The following is a 19,644-nucleotide window of genomic DNA, read 5'->3' as shown; positions in this document are numbered from 1 at the left end:
GTCGCATGACCATCACCGTCCGCCCTGCCCGCGCCGAAGATGTCGCCGCGATCGACGCACTGTTGCGCGGAAGCTTTCCCGCGCCCGACGAGGCCACGTTGGTGCGCGATCTGTGCGTCGAGGGCGATATGGTGCTCACGCTCGTCGCGCATGACGAGGATCAGGACGCGCTGGCGGGAATGATCGCGTTCAGCCGGATGGATGTGGCCGTGGGCGGCAAGGCGGTTCCTTCGGTGGCGCTGGCGCCGCTCGCGGTCGGGCAGGCATGGCGGCGACAGGGCGTCGCGGAGGCGCTCGTTCGCGCCGGCCACGATCGGCTGGAGGCGGAGGGCGTGGTGCTGAGCTTCGTGCTGGGCGAGCCGGAATATTATGGTCGCTTCGGTTACGACGCGGCGGTGGCGCGGAATTTTGCGTCACCTTATGCCGGCGACTATTTCATGGCGCTGCCGTTGCAAGGCGGCCTGCTGCCATGCGGGGTGCGCGAGGAGGCGCGCCACGCGCCGGCTTTCGCGCGATCGGGATCGGAATGAGCTTCAACACCTTCGGCCGCGTATTTCGGTTCACCACATGGGGTGAAAGCCACGGGCCCGCATTGGGCGCGGTGGTCGACGGGTGCCCACCGGGAATCGCGCTCACCGAGGCGGACATCCAGCCATGGCTCGACAAGCGCCGCCCCGGCCAGTCGCGCTTCACCACGCAGCGGCGCGAGCCGGATGCGGTGCGCATCCTCTCCGGCGTGTTCGAGGGGAAGACCACCGGCACGCCGATCAGCCTGATGATCGAAAATGTCGACCAGCGATCGAAGGACTATTCGGAGGTAGCGCAGGCCTATCGCCCCGGCCACGCCGATTACGCTTATGATGCGAAATACGGTTTCCGCGATTATCGCGGCGGCGGGCGTTCCTCCGCGCGCGAAACGGCCGCGCGGGTCGCCGCGGGCGCGGTGGCGCGGCTCGTCGTGCCACAGGTCCGCGTCCGCGCATGGGTGGAAGCGATCGGCGGCGACGCGATCGACGGGCACGCGTTCGACGATGCAGAGATTGATCGCAATGCCTTCTTCTGCCCCGATGCCGCCGCCGCGCTGCGCTGGGAGGCAAAGGTTGATGCGGCACGCAAGAGCGGCAGTTCGCTCGGCGCGATCGTGGCGTGCGAAGCGACCGGCGTGCCCGCCGGCTGGGGCGCCCCGCTTTATGCCAAGCTCGATAGCGAACTGGCTTCCGCCTGCATGTCGATCAACGCGGTGAAGGCGATCGAGATCGGCGACGGCTTCGCGGCGGCCGCGCTATCGGGTGAGGAAAATGCCGATGCGATGCGTCCCGGCCCCGATGGCCGGCCGCTGTTCCTCGCCAACCACGCCGGCGGGATCGCGGGCGGGATCGCCACCGGCCAGCCGGTCCGGCTGCGCGTCGCGTTCAAGCCGACCAGCTCGATTCTGACCCCGGTGGAGACGATCACCCGCGCGGGCGAGGCGAGCGAGATTGCCACCAAGGGGCGCCACGACCCTTGCGTCGGCATTCGCGGCGTGCCGGTGGTAGAGGCAATGGTCGCGCTGGTGCTCGCCGATCAGGCGTTATTGCATCGCGCGCAATGTGGATGAATTTGATCCAGTATCCCACAATCAATAATTGCGAATCGACAACCTGAACAACGGTTAATAATCACCTCATCTACGATGAGCCACGCTTCATCTTTTTAGCAATATTTCAGCGTATATTTGTTGGGCTGAATCGTGGCGCGACCAAGTTCAGCTGACCGCACATCATGAATTTTCTCCCTATATTGCCCTGACAACAGGGGAACACCAGGAGAAGATTTATGAAGATCATTCACATCATCGCCGCTGGCGCCCTTGTCCTCCCGGCCGTGGCTTCCGCACAGATGGCCCCCGGCGATCAGCCCACCACCTCCGCCAAGGAGAAAAAGGGCAAGAAGCATCACGATATGATGAACAATCCGGCTGGGGCGCCGACGGGCACCACGACCCCGCCGCCCGCATCCGATCCCTCGACGATGCCGCCGGCCGACACCTCGGCCCCGGCGCCGGCCCCCGCCCCTGATCAGACCACGCCGCCGCGCATCTGATCGACAGCGGAGGTTTCTCCCGGAGGGGCCGGCGGACTTGGGTTCGCCGGCCCCTTTGTCTTACGCGCTCAGGTTAATCCGCGAACGGATCGCGCACCAGGATCGTGTCCTCGCGTTCCGGGCTGGTCGATACCAGCGCGACGGGGCAGCGGATCAGTTCCTCGACGCGGCGGATATATTTGATCGCCTGCGCGGGCAGATCGGCCCAACTCCGCGCCCCGGCGGTCGATTCCGACCACCCCTCCATCGTTTCATAGACCGGCTCGACCTCCGCCTGATCGGCGGCGTGCGACGGGAAATAGTCCAGCGTCTCGCCGCGCAGGCGATAGCCGGTGCAGATCCGCACTTCATCGAACCCGTCGAGCACGTCGAGCTTGGTCAGCGCGATCCCGGTGATGCCGCTCACCGCCGCCGACTGCCGCACCAGCACCGCATCGAACCAGCCACAGCGCCGCTTGCGCCCGGTGACCGTGCCGAACTCGCGCCCACGCGTACCGAGCCGCTCGCCCGTCTCATCATCCAGTTCGGTCGGGAACGGGCCGGAACCGACGCGCGTGGTGTACGCCTTGGCGATCCCCAGCACGAAGCCGACGCCACTCGGCCCGATGCCCGAGCCACCGGCCGCCTGTCCGGCGATCGTGTTTGACGAGGTGACGAAAGGATAGGTGCCGTGATCCACATCGAGCAGCACGCCCTGTGCGCCTTCGAACAGGATGCGCTGCCCGGCCGCGCGCGCCTCATTCAGATCGCGCCACACCGGCTTGGCAAAGGGCAGCACGAAACCGGCGATCTCGCGCAATTCACCCAGCAGCCGCTCGCGGTCGATCGGCGGCTCGCCGAAGCCGGCACGCAGCGCGTCATGATGCGCGGTGAGGCGATCGAGCTGCGGCCCGAGATCGTCGAGATGCGCAAGATCGCACACGCGAATCGCGCGGCGGCCAACCTTGTCCTCGTAAGCCGGGCCGATGCCGCGCCGCGTGGTGCCGATCTTGCCCGCGCCGCTGGCATCCTCGCGCAGCGCATCGAGATCGCGGTGGAACGGCAGGATCAGCGCGCAATTGTCGGCGATGCGCAACGTTTCCGGCGTGGCCTGCACACCCTGTTCGCCAAGCCGCGCGATCTCGTCGCGCAGCGCCCAGGGATCGAGCACCACACCATTGCCGATGACGGACGGCGTACCGCGCACGATGCCGGAGGGGAGCAGCGACAGCTTATAGGTCATGTCGCCGACGACGAGCGTGTGGCCCGCGTTATGGCCGCCCTGAAAGCGCACCACCATGTCGGCGCGCTCGGCGAGCCAATCGACGATCTTGCCTTTGCCCTCGTCGCCCCACTGGGCACCGATAACCGCTACGTTCGCCATGAATACAGAACTCCCCCTGCCGGGTCTTATCCGCGCGCCCTTCGACAGGACTCGGCGTGCGGACGTTCCGAATTATTCGCCGGCCGGGTAGCCGGGCGCGCGGTGGGCGTCAACCGGCGAGCGGCTTTGCCTCGCCACCATTGAGGATGTGCGTGCAGAGCTGCGCCTCGGGCGTGTCGCCTTCCTCCAGCGCGGCGACCGTCACCCAGCCGGCGGCGCGCATTGCTACGCCCGTTGACGCGGGGGTGGCGTAAGGCAGGAACAGTCGGCGGCGCTCGGGCATCGTGCTTCCCACCAGCGCATCGGCAAAGAGGGAGAAGCCGGTAGCGGCCTCCTCCGTGCCGTCCTCGCGCATGACGCGATAGGTGCCGCCGCGACCCACTTCACGCGCCGCACCATGCACGAACAGCGAGAAGCCAAGCCAGCTCTGATATTCGAAACCGTGCCGCTCGGTCGGATCGAGCGTCAGCTGCACGCGCGTTCCCAGCGAGGCGACGATCTCGCCAAGCCCGTCGATCCGCGAGGCGAGGATGCCGCCCTTATCGAACGCGCGCAGCCGCTCCAGCGCGTCAGGGAACGGCCCGGCCGCCGCGATCAGCGGGAGATAGTCCGGGGCCAGCGCCGCGACCCCGCCCGCGTCCTTGGCGTCGAGCCGCTCACGCAACGCATCGACATCCTCGACCGGCAGCGCGGCCGCCATCGTGTCGACCAGATCGGGGAGCGTGAAATCGATCGAGATGCCGGTCGCCCCGGCCGCCTCCAGCGCATCGACCGCGACCGTCACCACCTCGCGCGCCGCCGCGACCGAATCGAGCCCGATCAGCTCGCAACCGATCTGCCGCACCTCGCGCGCCGGGTTCAGCGCATCGCCGCGCAGCTTAAGCACCGGGCCGGCATAGCTCAGCCGCACCGGGCGCGGGTGATGCGCCATGCGCGTCGCCGCGATCCGCGCGATCTGTGCGGTAAGATCCGGCCGGATCGCCAGCGTGCGTTGCGATACCGGATCGACGAAGCGCACCGCGTTACGCAGGCCGCCATCCTTGAGCCGTGAGCCAAGCCCGTCGGCGAACTCCGCGAGCGGCGGATCGGCGCGCTCATATCCATGGCTCGCCGCCGCCGCGAGCGCGCGCGCCTCCACCGCCGCCGCCGCATCGGCGAATGGCGGCAACGTGTCGCGGAAACCTTCGGGGAGCAATGCGGTCATCGAAACCCTGTCCTGATCTGCACCGCGCGCTTCGTCGTTATGGCTGTCGTCGTCAACCTGCGCGGATGAAATCCCGCGCGGTCCAGCGGGGAGAGGGCAATGGCCCCCTCCCCGCGATCACGCTCAGAACGCCAGGCCCATCGCGGTCTTCACGCCCGGCAGCTTCTTGATCTGCGCGAGCAGATCGGCGCTCACTTCGTCATCGACCGAGAGCAGCAGCACCGCTTCTCCGCCCGCCTGACGACGGCCGAGGTGGAAGGTGCCGATATTGACCCCGGCTTCGCCCAGCAACGTGCCGATGCGCCCGATGAAGCCCGGCGCGTCCTCGTTGACGACATAGAGCATGTGGCCAACCAGATCCGCCTCGACCTTAATGCCGAACAGCTCAACCAGACGCGGCGCGGCATCACCGAACAGCGTACCGACGACCGAACGCTCGCCCGTCTCGGTCTTCACCGAAACGCGCAGCAGCGTGTGGTAATCGCCCTCGCGTTCGGTGCGGATCTCGCGCACCTCGATCCCGCGCTCGCGGGCAAGGAACGGCGCGTTGACCATGTTCACCGTGTCGGTCTGCGTCCGCAGGAAGCCCGCCAGCACCGCAGAGACGAGCGGCTTGGGGTTCAGCTCCGCCGCCGCGCCTTCTGCATGGATCGAGATGCGCGGGATCGCGCCGTGCGAAAGCTGCCCGACGAGACTGCCGAGCTTCTCCGCCAGCGCCATATACGGCTTGAGCTTGGGGGCTTCCTCCGCCGACAGGCTCGGCATGTTGAGCGCGTTGGTTACGCCGCCGGTGACGAGATAATCCGCCATCTGCTCCGCGACCTGGATCGCGACATTCACCTGCGCTTCGGTGGTCGACGCGCCGAGATGCGGTGTGGAGATGAAGTTCGGCGTGCCGAACAGCGGGCTTTCCTTGGCCGGCTCGGTGACGAACACGTCGAGCGCCGCGCCGCCGATATGCCCCGAATCGAGCCCAGCCTTCAGCGCCGCCTCATCGATCAGGCCGCCACGCGCGCAATTGATGATGCGCACGCCCTTCTTGGTCTTGGCGAGATTTTCGGCCGACAGGATGTTGCGCGTCTGATCGGTCAGCGGCGTGTGCAGCGTGATGAAGTCCGCCCGGGCGAGCAGCTCGTCCAGCGTCACCTTTTCCACGCCCATTTCCACCGCGCGCTCCGGCGTCAGGAACGGATCGTAGGCGACGACCTTCATCTTCAGCCCGTGCGCGCGATCGGCGACGATCGAGCCGATATTGCCCGCGCCGATCAGGCCGAGCGTCTTGCTGGTCAGCTCGACACCCATGAAGCGGTTCTTCTCCCACTTGCCGGCCTGCGTGGAGACATCGGCCTCCGGCAATTGGCGGGCGAGCGCGAACATCAGCGCGATGGCGTGTTCGGCGGTAGTGATCGAATTGCCGAACGGGGTGTTCATCACCACCACGCCCTTGGCGCTGGCGGCGGGGATTTCCACGTTATCGACACCGATCCCGGCGCGGCCGACGACCTTCAGGTTGGTCGCGGCGTCGAGGATTTCCTTGGTCACCCGGGTCGAAGAACGGATCGCGAGGCCGTCATATTGGCCGATGATCGCCTTCAACTCTTCCGGCGTCTTGCCGGTGATCTCGTCCACTTCCACGCCGCGCTCGCGAAAGATCTGCGCGGCCTTGGGGTCCATTTTGTCGCTGATGAGAACTTTAGGCATGGTTCACCTCGTCGTTCCGGCAAAAGCCGAAATCTCGTGCCTTCCGGGCACCTGATGGGAAAGGCCCCGGCCCACGCGGCCGGGGGAAACACGGATGGTTACGCGGCCTTCGCCGTCGCATAGGCCCAATCGAGCCACGGCCCGAGCGCCACGACATCGGCGGTGTCGACCGTCGCGCCGCACCAGATACGCAAGCCCGCCGGGGCATCGCGATAACCGGCTACGTCGAATGCCGCGCCTTCCTTTTCCAGAAGGCCCGCCATCGATTTGATCAGCGCCTCGTCGGCACCCTCCACCGTCAGGCACACGCTGGTCTTCGAGCGCGAGGCGGCGTCGGGCGCGAGATGGCCGAGCCATTCACGCTCCGCGACGATCTTGTCGAGCGCCGCGGCATTGGCGTCCGAACGCGCGATCAGCCCATCCGCGCCGCCGACCGACTTCGCCCATTCCAGCGCGAAGATCGCATCTTCCACCGCCAACATCGACGGGGTGTTGATCGTCTCGCCCTTGAACACGCCCTCTGCGAGCTTGCCCTTGGAAACGAGGCGGAACACCTTGGGCAGCGGCCACGCGGGGGTGTAGGTTTCGAGCCGCTCAACCGCGCGGGGCCCCAGGATCAGCACACCATGGCCGCCCTCGCCGCCCAGCACCTTCTGCCAGGAGAAGGTGGCGACATCGATCTTGTCCCACGGCAGATCGTAAGCGAACACCGCCGAGGTCGCGTCGGCGAAGGTCAGCCCCTCGCGGTCGGCGGCGATCCAGTCGCCGTTCGGCACGCGCACGCCGCTGGTAGTGCCGTTCCAGGTGAACAGCACGTCGTTGGTGAAATCGACCTGATTGAGATCGGGAAGCTGGCCGTAATCGGCGCGAATGACTGTCGGATCGAGCTTGAGCTGCTTGGCCGCATCGGTGACCCAACCTTCACCGAAGCTTTCCCAAGCGAGCGTCGTCACCGGGCGGGCGCCCAGCATCGTCCACATCGCCATTTCGAACGCGCCGGTATCCGAACCGGGCACGATGCCGATGCGATGCGTATCCGGCAGGCGGAGCAGCTCGCGCATCAGATCGATGCAATATTGCAGCCGCTGCTTGCCGAGCTTCGAGCGATGCGAGCGACCGAGCACGTCGGTGGCGAGCTTCGAGGCATCCCAGCCCGGAGGCTTGGCGCAGGGACCGGATGAAAAATGGGGGCGAGCCGGCTTGGTGGCGGGCTTGGCAGGCGCAATGGTGGCGCCGGTAACGAGCGTCGTATCAGTCAATTTAACTCTCCTCACAGAGAGCACGCGCGGCGTTGGGACCGCGTGGCCCGCTGGCCGCCCTAAGGATTTTGCGCAGTGCGTCAATCGATTATTCCGCCCGCGCATTTACCGAACGCTAGTATTGGCGCCGCTAAACTCCGCGACGATGCATGAAAACATCAGCAATATACTGTGGTTAGCGATCAAATCGGCGGGGCGGCAGCTCGGCGGGACATTTCTTTCCCCCGGTTCCAGCCTGTCGATTGCCGCACTCATGCTGTCGCTGCTCGTATTCATTCTCGTGGCCGTGCCGCGCGGCCATCGCCGCGGAGTGCCGCTGAAGGTGATGGTGCGACTCGTCGTGCCGCGTCGCCAGTTCGGCACCGCGTCGGGCCGCGCCGATGCGGGCTATTTCTTTGGCGGCGTGCTGCTCGCCGGGCTGGCGGTCGGCTGGGCGCTCGTTTCGGCCGATCAGGTGCGCGCGACGCTGCTGGCGCTAGCGGGCGGCCCGGGCACCGCGCGGCTGCCATGGTGGGCGGCGGCGGTGATCGCGACCGTCATCATGTTCGTCGCCTTTGAATTCGCCTATTGGCTCGATCACTGGCTGAAGCATCGGGTCGCCTTCTTCTGGCATTTTCACAAGGTTCATCATCAGGCAGAAAGCCTGTCGCTGCTTACCAACGGGCGGGTTCACCCGGTCGATACGATAGTGTTCCTCAACATCGTCGCGGTGACGCTGGGCACAACGCAGGCCGGGCTGATGCTGATACTGGGGCCGCCCGCCACCCCGATCGCGCTATACGGCAGCAACGCGCTGCTGATGATCGCGTCGGTCACCATTTCCCACCTTCAGCACAGCCATTTGTGGATCGGCTTCGGCCCGCGCTGGGGGCGCTGGCTGCTCGGCCCGGCGCATCATCAGATCCATCACTCGTGCGCGCCGGAACATTATAATCGCAACCTCGGCAATGTGTTGGCGGTGTTCGACCGGCTGGCGGGCACGTTCAGCGCGCCCGGCGCGACGCGTCCACCGATCCGCTTCGGCGTGGACGATGACGAGCCCGCGCCGCACGGCCTGCGCGCGCTGCTGATCCAGCCGTTCATCGCCGCCGGCGCCGGATTGGCGGCGCCGCTCCTGCGCCGAAGCGAGCGCCGCCGGCGATCGGCCGGGGCAGCTAACGGCTGACAGACGCGCCGCACCGCCCCATGGTCGGCGGATGCGCATTCCATCCGCCCTGCTTCTCGCCTTCGCACTCGCCGCCTGCGGAAGCGTTGAACGTCCTTCGGCCCCTCCCCGTCCAGGTGCGCCGGTCGCCGGCCCCTCGGAGCGCGAAACCGCGCAATGCCTCGCCGATCTGCGCATGCTCGGCGTCGACTATCAGCCGTTGCCCGATCGCCAGTTCGGCCCCGGTTGCGCGATCGTCGGCACGGTCAAGCTGCTCGATGTGGGGGTGCCGACCACCAATCTCGGCGCGGTGCGGTGCGGCGAGGCGCGGACCTATGCCGGCTGGGCGCGCAACGCGGTGGGCCCGGCGGCTTACCAGATCCTCGGCAGCGAGCTGGCGCGAATCGACAGCATGGGCAGCTATTCGTGTCGCAACGTCGCCGGCACCGCCCGGCGATCGGGCCATTCGATCGCCAACGCGATCGACGTCGGGGCGTTCGTTCTGAAAGACGGGCGACGCATCACCGTGCTCAATGACTGGAACTCGCCCGATCAGAATGTGCGGCAATTCCTGCGCGTGGTGCATCAATCGGCGTGCAAGCGGTTCGGCACGGTATTGTCACCCGATTACAACGCCGCGCATCGCGATCACCTGCATCTGGAGGATGACCGCGCCAATTTTTGTCGCTAACAATTTTCGATGACTGAAACACGCGTACCCAGCCGAGTCTTTCCCCGCGCCAAGCAGGATGCGGAAACCGCCAAGACCGGCATCTCCACCCCACAGACCGAAAATCCAGCCTATCGTCTGGCCTTTCAGGATCTGGACTTCCTGCTGCGCGAAGATCTGCGGCCGGTGCGCTTCCAGCTTGAGCTGTTGAAGCCGCAATTGCTGATCGACGAAGCGCATATCGGCTCCACCTTCGTCTTCTACGGTTCGGCGCGCATTCCGGAGCCGGAAAAGGCGCAGGCGCTGCTCGAAGCGGCAACCGACGATAAAAGCCGCCGCATCGCGGAACGGCTGGTCGCCAAATCACATTATTACGAGATGGCGCGCGAACTGGCGCGCCTCGCGAGCAATTTCCCGCGCGACGAGCAAGGCAAGCGCCACTTCGTCGTCTGCTCCGGCGGCGGCCCGTCGATCATGGAGGCCGCGAACCGCGGCGCCACGGACGTTCACGCCGATTCGATCGGGCTCAACATCGTGTTGCCGCATGAGCAGGCGCCGAACCCCTATGTCACGCCTGCGCTCAGCATGCAGTTCCACTATTTCGCGCTCAGGAAGATGCATTTCCTGCTCCATGCGCGTGCGCTGGCGGCGTTCCCCGGCGGCTTCGGCACGTTCGACGAGCTGTTCGAACTGCTGACGCTGATCCAGACCGGCAAGATCGCGCCGATCCCCGTGCTGCTGTTCGGCCGGGATTTCTGGGAACGCGTGGTGAATTTCGACGCGCTGGTCGAGGAAGGCGTCGTATCCGAGCGCGATCTTGAGATCTTCACCTATGTCGAGACCGCTGCCGAGGGTTGGGCGGTCGTCCAGCGCTTCTATCAGGACAATCCGCCAGCCTGAGCCGCTGTCGCGGCGGCTGAAGGTCGCCCGATCCATCCAGATACACAAACGCGCCGGAGAGGGCTTCCCTCCCGGCGCGTTTCGTATCCGGCCATCGCGCGGCGCGAACGAAAGCGTCGCGCCGCTTGCCAGGCGTTTACTTCTTCGCGGCCGATTCGGCGGCCGGCGCGGCAGCATTGGCGGGTGCGCCTGCCGCGGCTTCCGCCGGCGCGGCAGCATTCGCCGGCGCGGCACCAGCGGGCGCGGCCTCTGCTGCTGCGGCCGGAGCGGCCGGCAACGGGAGGTTCGATCCCTGCTGATTGAGATACAGGATGATGTCGGCGCGATCCTGCGCGTTCGACAGGCCGGCGAAGGTCATCTTCGTGCCATTGGCGAACTTGCGCGGGCTGGTCAGCCACGCATTCATCTTGTCGAAATCCCACTTGCCGCTGACGCCCTTCAGCGCGTCGGAGAAAGCGAAGCCCGCCTTGCCATGCGCGATCTCGTCACCCAGCGTTGCGTAGAGATTCGGGCCGATGCCATTGGCGCCGCCCTGATTGATCGTGTGGCACGCGGCGCACTTCTTGAATACTTCCGCGCCCTTGGCCGCATCGGCCTTCGGCAGCAGCGACGCGATCGGCACCGCGGCCTCCGCACCGCCCGCGCCACCTTCTTCAGCTGCCTCGACCGGATAGCCAAATTTCTCGACGTGACCGGAGTGAAAAATCATTCCGCCGGCGATCGACAACCCCAAGGCTGCGCCACATGCCGCTAGCACCCACCCCGCAATGGTGTTGTTCCGATCGTCCATATCGTGAAACCGCCCCTGAAATTTATCTCGAACCCCATAGAAAAGCCGGGATGCCTCCGCAAGCGGCGGTTGCAGTGATCGCGCGACACACCCTCTCCGCTTCCCTGAATGGGGTTCTCCCGCTAACGGCCGTGCCCAAGATGGAGAATTTTGCCGCCCCCGCCCGCCCGATCGTCGCCGCGATGACCGCAGCCGCAGCCGCCGATCCGGAGCGCGCGGTCGCGTTTCAGGGCGCGCCGGGCGCGAACAGCCATGTCGCCGCGCTCGAAGCCTTCCCGGACGGCCTGCCGCTGCCGTGCTTTTCGTTCGAGGACGCGATCGACGCGGTGAAGGAAGGGCGCGCGGCGCAGGCGATCATCCCGATCGAAAATTCGCTCCACGGCCGCGTGGCGGACATTCACTTCCTGCTGCCCGAATCGGGGCTGGTGATCACCGGCGAGCATTTCCTGCCGATCCGCTACGCGCTGATGGGCATCGGCACACGCGATGAAGTGCGCGAGGCGATGAGCCACCCGCAGGCGCTCGGCCAGTGCCGGCACTGGCTGAAGGCGCATGACATGCAGCCGCTCGCCTATCCCGATACCGCCGGCGCCGCCGCGATGGTGGCGGAGATCGGCGATGCCCGCACCGCCGCGCTCGCGCCCCCGCCGGCTGCCGAAATCTATGGGCTGAAACTGCTCGTCAACGATATCGCCGATGCCGATCACAACACCACGCGTTTCGTGATGCTGGCGCGCGGGGGCCGACCGACGGTGGGCGATGGGCCGTGGATGACGACCTTCATCTTCGAGGTGAAGAACATCCCCGCCGCGCTCTACAAGGCGATGGGCGGCTTCGCGACGAACGGCGTCAACATGACCAAGCTGGAAAGTTATCAGCGCGGTGGCACGTTCGCCGCGACCGAATTCTACGCCGATGTGGCGGGGCGGCCCGGCGACCCGGCGTTCGATCGCGCGATGGAGGAACTGGGCTTCCATTCCAAATGGGTGCGCGTGCTCGGCACCTATCGTCAGGCGCGCAAGCGGGGCTGAGCCGGGGCGGCTGGACATCGCGGCGACGGCCCATCATCCTTTCCGGCCCCACCGCCCGGAGAAACGCCGCGATGAGCGCCCCACCCATGACCGTCCTGTCGGTCCCGCCGGAGGAAGCGGAGGCGATCCGCAGCGCGGTGCGCGCGCCCGATCTCGCCGCGCTCGGCCCGGAACGGGCAATCGCCGGACCGGAGCATGTCGCGGGGCTGCTCGCGCTGCTGCGCGATCCCGCCGTGTCGGACCCGATCTATGATCTGCCGCGCCCGTTCACGATCGAATCGATCGGCCGATGGGTGGAGGATGCGCGCCGCAAGCAGGCGAACGGCGAAGCGATCCTCGCGGTGGCGCTGGACGATGACGGCGCGGTCATTAGTTATTCCTATTTCACCATCTGGCCCGAACGCTCGGCCGCCGAACTGGCCGGCGCGATCCGCGTCGACCGGCAGCAATCGGGCAATGGCCGGGCGGGCGCCGCACGCAGCTTTCAATGGATGTTCCATAGCCTCGGCGTCCGCCTGATCGGCCTCACCGCCGCGCTCGACAATGATCGCTCCGCCCGCGTGATCGAGGCGGCGGGGTTCGTGGCGAAGGGCGTGCGCGACAGCGTGCGCCCGGACGGCAGCATCCGGCAATCACGTTACTGGGAATTGCTGCGTGATCAGGGCGCCACGGCCGCCTGACCCGCCGCGTCGCTCAACCGGCGCCGATTATCCGGCAGGTCGCCGCGCGCCGCGCCGTTTCGATCGCCGGGAAGCGCGCGGGATCGTCAACCAGAATGCGAATCAGCGCCACGCCGCGCGCGCCCTTCACCCGCACGACCTCCGCGCCGGCGGGCACCGCTTGTCCCTCCTGCGCGACGACCACCGCGACCGGCTTGCCGCCCGTCTCGATATTGTTGCGAATGAACGCGACATCGGTGTTCGCCTGGAACACGGATAGCGACCAGTAATTCGCCGGCACCGCGGCAACCGCGACCGCCAGCGGCCCCTTCGACAAATCGAACGGGCAGGTCGAATAAGCGAGATCCGGGCTCGGCCGCACCACCGCGCGCGATTTGCTGGTGGCCAGCGGCGCATGGGTGAAGCTGTTCATCCCCCCCTTGCCCAGTCGCGAAACCGCCGCCGCCATCAGCGTCTGCGGGGTGCGCGACAACGTGACGTAATAAGTGATCAGCCCCAGCACCAACGCCAGCACGATCGGCCCCGCCCAACGCCGCATCATGCGCATGCCTCCCGCCGGATGCTGGGTAACTGGTCGCGCGCTGGATTGGCCTTGCCCGCATCGGGCGGCAGATAGGTGCGCAAGGTCAGATCGAAATGCTTGAGCCCGGCGGTGAGCAACCAATTCCCCGCCTGCCGCTCCGGCGAGACGAGGATGGTCCAGCGCCCCTGATTCTCTGCCGGAATCGCCGCACTTTCGATCGAGTATGGCCCGTCACCGGCGAGATAGCCGTCGCCGTCATACAGCGTCATGCTCCACCAGCGCCCCGGCAGCGCACCGCCCGTCACGCGATAGCTGCACCGCCCCTCGAGCGAGCGCCCGGCATCATCGACCGAGGCGGTGTAATAGCGCGCTTCCCGCGCCGGCAGCGCGAGCAGCCCGCGCCGCGCGACCACCGCCCGCGTCCGCGCGCCCTGCTCCGTTGAGCCGAAATCCCTGCCGGTCGCCCATGGACCGATCGTCACATTCGAGCCAAGCGCGCCGGCCCGCACCGTATAGATCGCGCTGCCCAGCCCCGCCACAACACCCACTACCGCAGTTACGAGATAGCGGGCCCATGGCTTCACAAGCGCTCTCCTATTTTTTCAGCGCCGCCTGAGCTGCCGCCAGGCGTGCGATCGGCACACGGTAAGGCGAAGCGGAAACGTAATCCAGCCCCACCGATTCGCAGAACGCGATCGATGCCGGATCCCCGCCATGCTCGCCGCAGATGCCGAGCTTGATCCCCGGCCGGGTCGAGCGCCCGCGCTCGGCGGCCATCTCCACCAGCTCGCCCACACCCTCGATATCGAGGCTGACGAACGGATCCTTGGCGTAGATGCCCTTCTCGACATAGCTGGTCAGGAAGCGCGCGGCATCGTCTCGACTCACGCCCAGCGTGGTCTGCGTCAGATCGTTGGTGCCGAACGAGAAGAATTCGGCCGCTTCCGCGATTTCGGCGGCGCGCAGCGCGGCGCGCGGCAGCTCGATCATCGTGCCGACGAGATAGTCGACCCGCTTGCCACGTTCCGCGAACACCGCCTCTGCGGTGCGATCAACCACCGCCTTCATCAGTTCCAGCTCGCGCTTGGTCGCGACCAGCGGGATCATCACTTCCGGGATCGGCGCCTCGCCGGACTCGTCCGCCACATCCAGCGCCGCCTCGAAGATCGCGCGCGCCTGCATCTCGTAGATTTCGGGGTAGGTAACGCCGAGCCGGCAACCACGATGCCCGAGCATCGGGTTGAACTCATGCAGCTCCGCCGCGCGGCGCTTGAGCGTATCCACATCCACGCCCGCCGCGGCGGCGACCTCTGCGAACTCCGCCTCCTCATGCGGCAGGAATTCGTGCAGCGGCGGATCGAGCAGGCGGATCGTCACTGGCAATCCGGCCATGACTTCAAGGATTTCGAGGAAGTCCTTGCGCTGTTCCGGCAGCAATTTCTCCAGCGCGACGCGTCGCCCGGCCTCATCGGCCGCGAGGATCATCTGGCGCACCGCCGTGATCCGCGCCGCATCGAAGAACATATGCTCGGTGCGGCACAGCCCGATGCCCTCCGCGCCGAATTCGCGCGCGGTGCGGCAGTCGAGCGGGGTTTCGGCGTTGGCGCGCACCTTGAGGCGGCGCACCGCATCGGCCCATTCCATCAGCGTGCCGAAATCGCCGATCAGCTCGGGCTGGATCGTCGCGACCTCACCCGCCATCACTTCGCCGGTCGTGCCGTCGATGGTGACCGTCTCGCCTTCGCGCACCTCCCGCGAGCCAACCCGCGCGATCTTCGCCTTGGCGTCGATCGACAGCGCGCCCGCACCGGAAACGCACGGCCGGCCCATGCCGCGCGCTACCACCGCCGCATGGCTGGTCATCCCGCCGCGCGCGGTCAGGATGCCCTTCGCCGCGTGCATGCCATGGATATCCTCCGGCGAGGTTTCGGTGCGCAGGAGGATCACCGCCTTGCCGTCCGCCGCCCAGCGCTCGGCCGTGTCGGCATCGAACACCGCCGCGCCGCTCGCCGCGCCCGGCGATGCGGGCAGGCCCTTGGTCAGCACGTCGCGCGCCGCATCGGGATCGAGCGTCGGGTGAAGCAACTGATCGAGCGCCTGCGGATCGACCCGCGCGATCGCCTCCTCGCGCGTTATCAGCCCTGCATCGGCCATCTCGACCGCGATCTTCAGCGCCGCCTTGGCGGTGCGCTTGCCCGATCGCGTCTGGAGCATCCACAATTTCCCCGCCTCGACGGTGAATTCGATGTCCTGCATGTCGCGATAATGGTTTTCGAGCCGGTCGAACACCGCCGCCAGCTCGGCGTAGACCACCGGCATCGCCTCTTCCATCGACGCGGCCTTGGCCCCCGCCGCCTCACGCGCGGCGAGCGTCAGATATTGCGGGGTGCGGATGCCCGCCACCACGTCCTCGCCCTGCGCGTTGATCAGGAACTCGCCGTAATAGACGTTCTCGCCGGTCGAGGGATCGCGCGTGAAGGCAACCCCGGTCGCAGACGTATCGCCCATGTTGCCGAACACCATCGCCTGCACGTTGACTGCGGTGCCCCAGGTGCCCGGAATGTCGTTAAGGCGGCGATAGACCTTGGCGCGCTCCGCCTGCCACGATCCGAACACCGCGCCGACCGCGCCCCACAGCTGATCGTGCACGTCCTGCGGGAAGGGCTTGCCCCATTCCGCCTCGACGAGCCGCTTATATTCGCCAACCAGCGCCTTCCAGTCCGCCGCCGACATCTCGGTATCGAGCGTAAAGCCCTGATCTTCCTTGGCGATCTCCAGCGCTTCCTCGAACGCGCCGTGATCCAGTTCCAGCACCACATCCGAATACATCTGGATGAAGCGGCGATAGCTGTCCCACGCGAAACGCTCGTCGCCGGAAACCTTGGCCAGCCCCTCGACCGTCGCGTCGTTGAGGCCGAGGTTGAGGACCGTATCCATCATGCCCGGCATCGACACCCGCGCGCCGGAGCGGACCGAGACGAGCAGCGGCCCCGCGCCCGTAGCGGAGGCATCGCCGAACTTCTTGCCGGTCACGCCCTCGATATGCGCGATGCCCTGCGCCACTTCGTCACGCAGCGAGGCGGGGAATTGCTCGCCATCCTCATAATAACGCGTGCACATCTCGGTCGAGATGGTGAATCCGGGAGGAACCGGCAGCCCGATCGAGGCCATTTCGGCCAGATTCGCGCCCTTGCCGCCGAGCAGAAACTTGTCGCCCTTGCCCCCATCGGAAACACCACCACCGAACCGATAGACGTATTGCGTCATCTTCTATCCCCAAGTGTCTGTTTTCGCTGCGGACGCGAAATAGATAGGTCGAACATTCCGGAACGAGGGGGCCTTATCCCTCGATCTTCGAGAAATCGGCGACGCTGTGCACTGCAGCACGAACGCGCGCAAGCAATGCGAGCCGCGCGGCGCGTTTGTCCTGATCGGCGTCGTTGACCGTCACACTGTCGAAGAATGCATCGATCGGTGCGCGCAACGTGGCGAGCGCGGCCATCGCCGCCTCAAAGTCCTCGTTGCCGACGGCATCGGCGGCGGCCGGCTCGGCAGCGTCAAGCGCCGCGATCAGCGCGGCCTCATCGTTCTCGGGCGTGTACGTAAGCGGCTTCCACTCGGCCGACTCGACGCCCTCTTTCTTGAGGATGTTCGCCGCGCGCTTGTAGCCTGCGAGCAGGTTGGCGCCGTCATCGGTGGTCACGAACGATTGCAGCGCATGGACGCGCGCGAGCAACCGAACGAGATCGTCCTCGCCACCAAGCGCGAACACCGCGTCGATCAGGTCATGCCGAACGCCGGCTTCACGCTGCTGGACCTTGAGGCGGTCGATGAGGAAGGCTTCAAGCTCCGGAAACGCGGAAGCAGCGCCGGTCTCGATCAAAAGGCGTTTGAATGAACAACGGAGCCGATTGTCCACGATCAGGGCTAAAAAGCCCAGTGCCGCGCGTCGAAGCGCATACGGATCTTTTGAACCCGTGGGCGGCATCCCAGCAGCAAAGAACCGGGCCAGCGTATCCAGCTTATCCGCCAGCGACACCGCCACCGTAACCGGTGCGGTCGGCACGTCATCGCCCTGCCCGACCGGCTTGTAGTGATCGCGGATCGCCTCGGCGACCGCTGCATCCTCACCCTGCGCGGCGGCGTAATATCCGCCCATCAGGCCCTGAAGCTCGGGGAATTCGCCGACCATGCCGGTGACGAGATCGGCCTTGCACAATTCCGCCGCGCGGCGCGCCAGCTTCGGATCGCAACGGGGGACGATCTTTTCGCTCGCCAGCCATTCCGCCAGCTTCGCCACCCGCTCCACCTTGTCGGCAACGGTGCCGAGCTTTTCGTGGAAGACAATTTTCTCGAGCTTCTTCGCCTGTTCTTCCAGCGGCACCTTTAGGTCCGTCTCGTAGAAGAAGCGCGCATCGGCCAGCCGCGCGGCGAGCACCTTGCGGTTGCCCTCCGTGATCTTCGCACCGCCGTCGGTCGCGGCGATGTTCGCGGTGCAGACGAAGGCGTTCGCCAGCTTGCCCGCGCCATCGCGGCACACGAAATATTTCTGGTTCACCCGCGCGGTGAGCTGGATCACCTCGGGCGGCACCTCAAGGAACGCCGCGTCGAAGCGGCCGAGCAGCGGCACCGGCCATTCGGTCAGCCCGGCATTCTCCGCAACCAGCCCCTCGTCCTCGATCAGTTCGAGCCCGGCCTCGCGCGCCAAGGCGGAGGCGCGAGTCCGGATGATCGTCATCCGCTCGTCCTGATCGACGATGACATGGGCGGCGCGCAGTTTCTCGGCATAATCCGCCACCGATCCAATCGTGATCGCGCCCGGATGGTGGAAGCGATGGCCAAGCGTCGCCGCACCGCTCTCCACGCCAGACACCGTGACGGGAACGATATCGCCGCCGAACAGCGCGACGATGCCATGCAACGGGCGCACCCAGCGCTGGCTCTCTGTCGAGCGCGATTCCGCGCCCCAGCGCATCGACTTGGGCCAGGGGAAAGCACGGATCACGGCGGGGATCGCGCTGGCGAGCACTTCGGCGGTCGCGCGGCCGGGGCGCTCGATCACCGCGAAGAACACGCCGTCGCGCTCCTCAAGCTGCTCGCGCGTGAGGCCGGTCTTGCGCAGGAAACCCTCCAGCGCCTGCGGCGGGGCGGACGAGCGCGGGCCTTTCAGTTCCTCGCGCACCGCCTCGGTCGCCTGCGGCAGCCCGCGCAGGATCAGCGTCAGCCGGCGCGGCGTGGCATAAGTGATCGTCTCGGTCGCGGCGATGCCGGATTGCGCCAGCTCGGCCGCGAACAGCCGGGCAAGATCGTCACGCGCCTTGGCCTGCATCCGGGCGGGGATTTCCTCCGAGCGGAGTTCGAGCAGGAAATCGGTCACGCGGCATTCCATTCGGGATATTTCGCCTGCCATGCGGGCGTGTTCTTCTCGATCCACGCCGCGCAGCTCGCCTTGGCGAGATCACGCACGCGGCCGATATAGGCCTGCCGCTCCGCCACGGAAATCACGCCGCGCGCCTGCAACAGGTTGAAGATGTGGCTCGCCTCGATCGCCTGCTCATAAGCGGCGAGCGGCAGTTGCGCCGCAAGCGCATTCTCGCATTCGGCCGCCGCCTTGCGAAAAAGATCGAACAACGCGTCGGTGTCCGCGACCTCGAAGTTCCACTTCGACATCTCGCGCTCGTTTTCGAGGAACACGTCGCCGTAGCTGACGCCCTCGTCATTGAAGCGCAGGTCGTACACATTGTCGACGTTCTGGATATACATCGCCAGCCGCTCGAGCCCGTAGGTCAGCTCGCCCGCGACCGGCTTGCAATCATAGCCGCCCATCTGCTGGAAATAGGTGAACTGGGTCACCTCCATCCCGTCGCACCACACTTCCCAGCCGAGCCCCCATGCGCCAAGCGTCGGGCTTTCCCAATCGTCCTCGACGAAGCGGATATCGTGGATGCTCATGTCCACCCCGATCGCGGCAAGGCTGCCGAGATAGAGCTGTTGCAGATCCGGCGGGCTGGGCTTCAGGATCACCTGATATTGGTAATAATGCTGGAGCCGGTTGGGATTTTCGCCGTAGCGGCCATCGGTCGGGCGGCGGCTGGGCTGGACGAAGGCGGCTTTCCACGGCTCCGGGCCGAGCGAACGCAGCGTCGTCGCGGGGTGAAAAGTGCCCGCGCCCATCCGCATGTCATAGGGCTGGAGGATCACGCACCCGCGCTCGCTCCAATATTGATGGAGGCGCAGGATCATGTCCTGAAAGCTCAGCGGCGTGTCTGTTGACCTCATATTCATCGCGCGCGCGCA

18 protein-coding genes are annotated in these 19,644 nt (G+C 66.5%); 8 read left to right on the top strand and 10 right to left on the bottom strand.

Annotated elements, in window-relative coordinates; translation table 11 throughout:
* Window positions 1-5: 5 nt before the first annotated feature.
* From P0Y64_10475 to P0Y64_10465, 3 genes are all read left to right on the top strand, one after another.
* Window positions 6-530: an N-acetyltransferase gene (locus P0Y64_10475; protein ID WEK41833.1), complete on the top strand. Its 525-nt coding sequence runs from the start codon at window positions 6-8 to the stop codon at window positions 528-530.
* Window positions 527-1,597 carry a chorismate synthase gene (gene aroC, locus P0Y64_10470; protein WEK41832.1) on the top strand — a complete coding sequence of 357 codons (1,071 nt, stop codon included), beginning with the start codon at window positions 527-529 and terminating at the stop codon, window positions 1,595-1,597. The genes P0Y64_10475 and aroC overlap by 4 nt, the downstream gene beginning before the upstream one ends.
* A 218-nt stretch (window positions 1,598-1,815) precedes the next feature.
* On the top strand, window positions 1,816-2,082 hold the full coding sequence (locus tag P0Y64_10465; GenBank protein ID WEK41831.1) for a hypothetical protein: 267 nt from the start codon (window positions 1,816-1,818) through the stop codon (window positions 2,080-2,082).
* A gap of 73 nt (window positions 2,083-2,155) precedes the next feature.
* Here the strand turns inward: P0Y64_10465 and P0Y64_10460 are convergent, their stop codons facing one another.
* From P0Y64_10460 to P0Y64_10445, 4 genes are all read right to left on the bottom strand, one after another.
* Window positions 2,156-3,445 (bottom strand): adenylosuccinate synthase, encoded by a 1,290-nt coding sequence (locus P0Y64_10460; GenBank protein ID WEK41830.1) that lies wholly within the window; start codon window positions 3,443-3,445, stop codon window positions 2,156-2,158.
* A 109-nt stretch (window positions 3,446-3,554) separates the two neighbouring features.
* Window positions 3,555-4,649: an ATP phosphoribosyltransferase regulatory subunit gene (locus P0Y64_10455; protein ID WEK41829.1), complete on the bottom strand. Its 1,095-nt coding sequence runs from the start codon at window positions 4,647-4,649 to the stop codon at window positions 3,555-3,557.
* A 123-nt stretch (window positions 4,650-4,772) separates the two neighbouring features.
* Complete coding sequence (serA, locus tag P0Y64_10450) at window positions 4,773-6,350, bottom strand: phosphoglycerate dehydrogenase (GenBank protein WEK41828.1); 1,578 nt, start codon at window positions 6,348-6,350, stop codon at window positions 4,773-4,775.
* 98 nt (window positions 6,351-6,448) lie between these two features.
* The gene (locus P0Y64_10445) at window positions 6,449-7,609 is read right to left on the bottom strand and encodes a phosphoserine transaminase (protein ID WEK41827.1); all 1,161 of its coding nucleotides are present in this window, start codon (window positions 7,607-7,609) and stop codon (window positions 6,449-6,451) included.
* Between the two features lie 145 nt (window positions 7,610-7,754).
* On the opposite strand from P0Y64_10445, the gene P0Y64_10440 reads away from it, so the two are divergent.
* The 3 genes from P0Y64_10440 to P0Y64_10430 are packed head-to-tail and all read left to right on the top strand — an operon-like array spanning window position 7,755 to window position 10,323.
* A complete protein-coding gene (locus tag P0Y64_10440) occupies window positions 7,755-8,774 on the top strand; it encodes a sterol desaturase family protein (protein ID WEK41826.1) in 1,020 nt (339 codons plus the stop codon).
* A gap of 31 nt (window positions 8,775-8,805) precedes the next feature.
* Complete coding sequence (locus P0Y64_10435) at window positions 8,806-9,444, top strand: extensin family protein (protein WEK41825.1); 639 nt, start codon at window positions 8,806-8,808, stop codon at window positions 9,442-9,444.
* Between the two features lie 9 nt (window positions 9,445-9,453).
* The gene (locus P0Y64_10430) at window positions 9,454-10,323 is read left to right on the top strand and encodes an LOG family protein (GenBank protein WEK41824.1); all 870 of its coding nucleotides are present in this window, start codon (window positions 9,454-9,456) and stop codon (window positions 10,321-10,323) included.
* A 136-nt stretch (window positions 10,324-10,459) separates the two neighbouring features.
* Here the strand turns inward: P0Y64_10430 and P0Y64_10425 are convergent, their stop codons facing one another.
* On the bottom strand, window positions 10,460-11,113 hold the full coding sequence (locus P0Y64_10425) for a cytochrome c family protein (protein WEK41823.1): 654 nt from the start codon (window positions 11,111-11,113) through the stop codon (window positions 10,460-10,462).
* A 140-nt stretch (window positions 11,114-11,253) separates the two neighbouring features.
* On the opposite strand from P0Y64_10425, the gene P0Y64_10420 reads away from it, so the two are divergent.
* Window positions 11,254-12,144 (top strand): prephenate dehydratase, encoded by an 891-nt coding sequence (locus tag P0Y64_10420; GenBank protein WEK45033.1) that lies wholly within the window; start codon window positions 11,254-11,256, stop codon window positions 12,142-12,144.
* 71 nt (window positions 12,145-12,215) lie between these two features.
* Window positions 12,216-12,824: a GNAT family N-acetyltransferase gene (locus tag P0Y64_10415; protein ID WEK41822.1), complete on the top strand. Its 609-nt coding sequence runs from the start codon at window positions 12,216-12,218 to the stop codon at window positions 12,822-12,824.
* A 13-nt stretch (window positions 12,825-12,837) separates the two neighbouring features.
* Here P0Y64_10415 and P0Y64_10410 read toward each other — a convergent pair whose 3' ends face one another.
* The 5 genes from P0Y64_10410 to P0Y64_10390 all read right to left on the bottom strand — a co-directional run bounded on the left by P0Y64_10410 (window position 12,838) and on the right by P0Y64_10390 (window position 19,626).
* Complete coding sequence (locus P0Y64_10410; protein ID WEK41821.1) at window positions 12,838-13,365, bottom strand: DUF1254 domain-containing protein; 528 nt, start codon at window positions 13,363-13,365, stop codon at window positions 12,838-12,840.
* A complete protein-coding gene (locus tag P0Y64_10405) occupies window positions 13,362-13,931 on the bottom strand; it encodes a DUF1214 domain-containing protein (GenBank protein ID WEK41820.1) in 570 nt (189 codons plus the stop codon). The genes P0Y64_10410 and P0Y64_10405 overlap by 4 nt, the downstream gene beginning before the upstream one ends.
* Before the next feature lie 10 nt (window positions 13,932-13,941).
* The gene (ppdK, locus tag P0Y64_10400) at window positions 13,942-16,614 is read right to left on the bottom strand and encodes a pyruvate, phosphate dikinase (protein WEK41819.1); all 2,673 of its coding nucleotides are present in this window, start codon (window positions 16,612-16,614) and stop codon (window positions 13,942-13,944) included.
* Window positions 16,615-16,687: 73 nt separating this feature from the next.
* Window positions 16,688-18,724, bottom strand: coding sequence for a glycine--tRNA ligase subunit beta (glyS, locus tag P0Y64_10395; protein ID WEK41818.1), 2,037 nt, complete (start codon window positions 18,722-18,724; stop codon window positions 16,688-16,690).
* A complete protein-coding gene (locus tag P0Y64_10390; GenBank protein WEK41817.1) occupies window positions 18,721-19,626 on the bottom strand; it encodes a glycine--tRNA ligase subunit alpha in 906 nt (301 codons plus the stop codon). Before P0Y64_10390 ends, glyS begins: the two co-directional genes overlap by 4 nt.
* Window positions 19,627-19,644: the final 18 nt, after the last annotated feature.

It is taken from the genome of Candidatus Sphingomonas colombiensis, assembly GCA_029202845.1.
GTDB classification, from domain to species: domain Bacteria; phylum Pseudomonadota; class Alphaproteobacteria; order Sphingomonadales; family Sphingomonadaceae; genus Sphingomonas; species Sphingomonas colombiensis.
The sequence above is the reverse complement of the archived record's forward strand: the minus strand, read 5'-3'. Positions and strand labels throughout refer to the sequence as shown.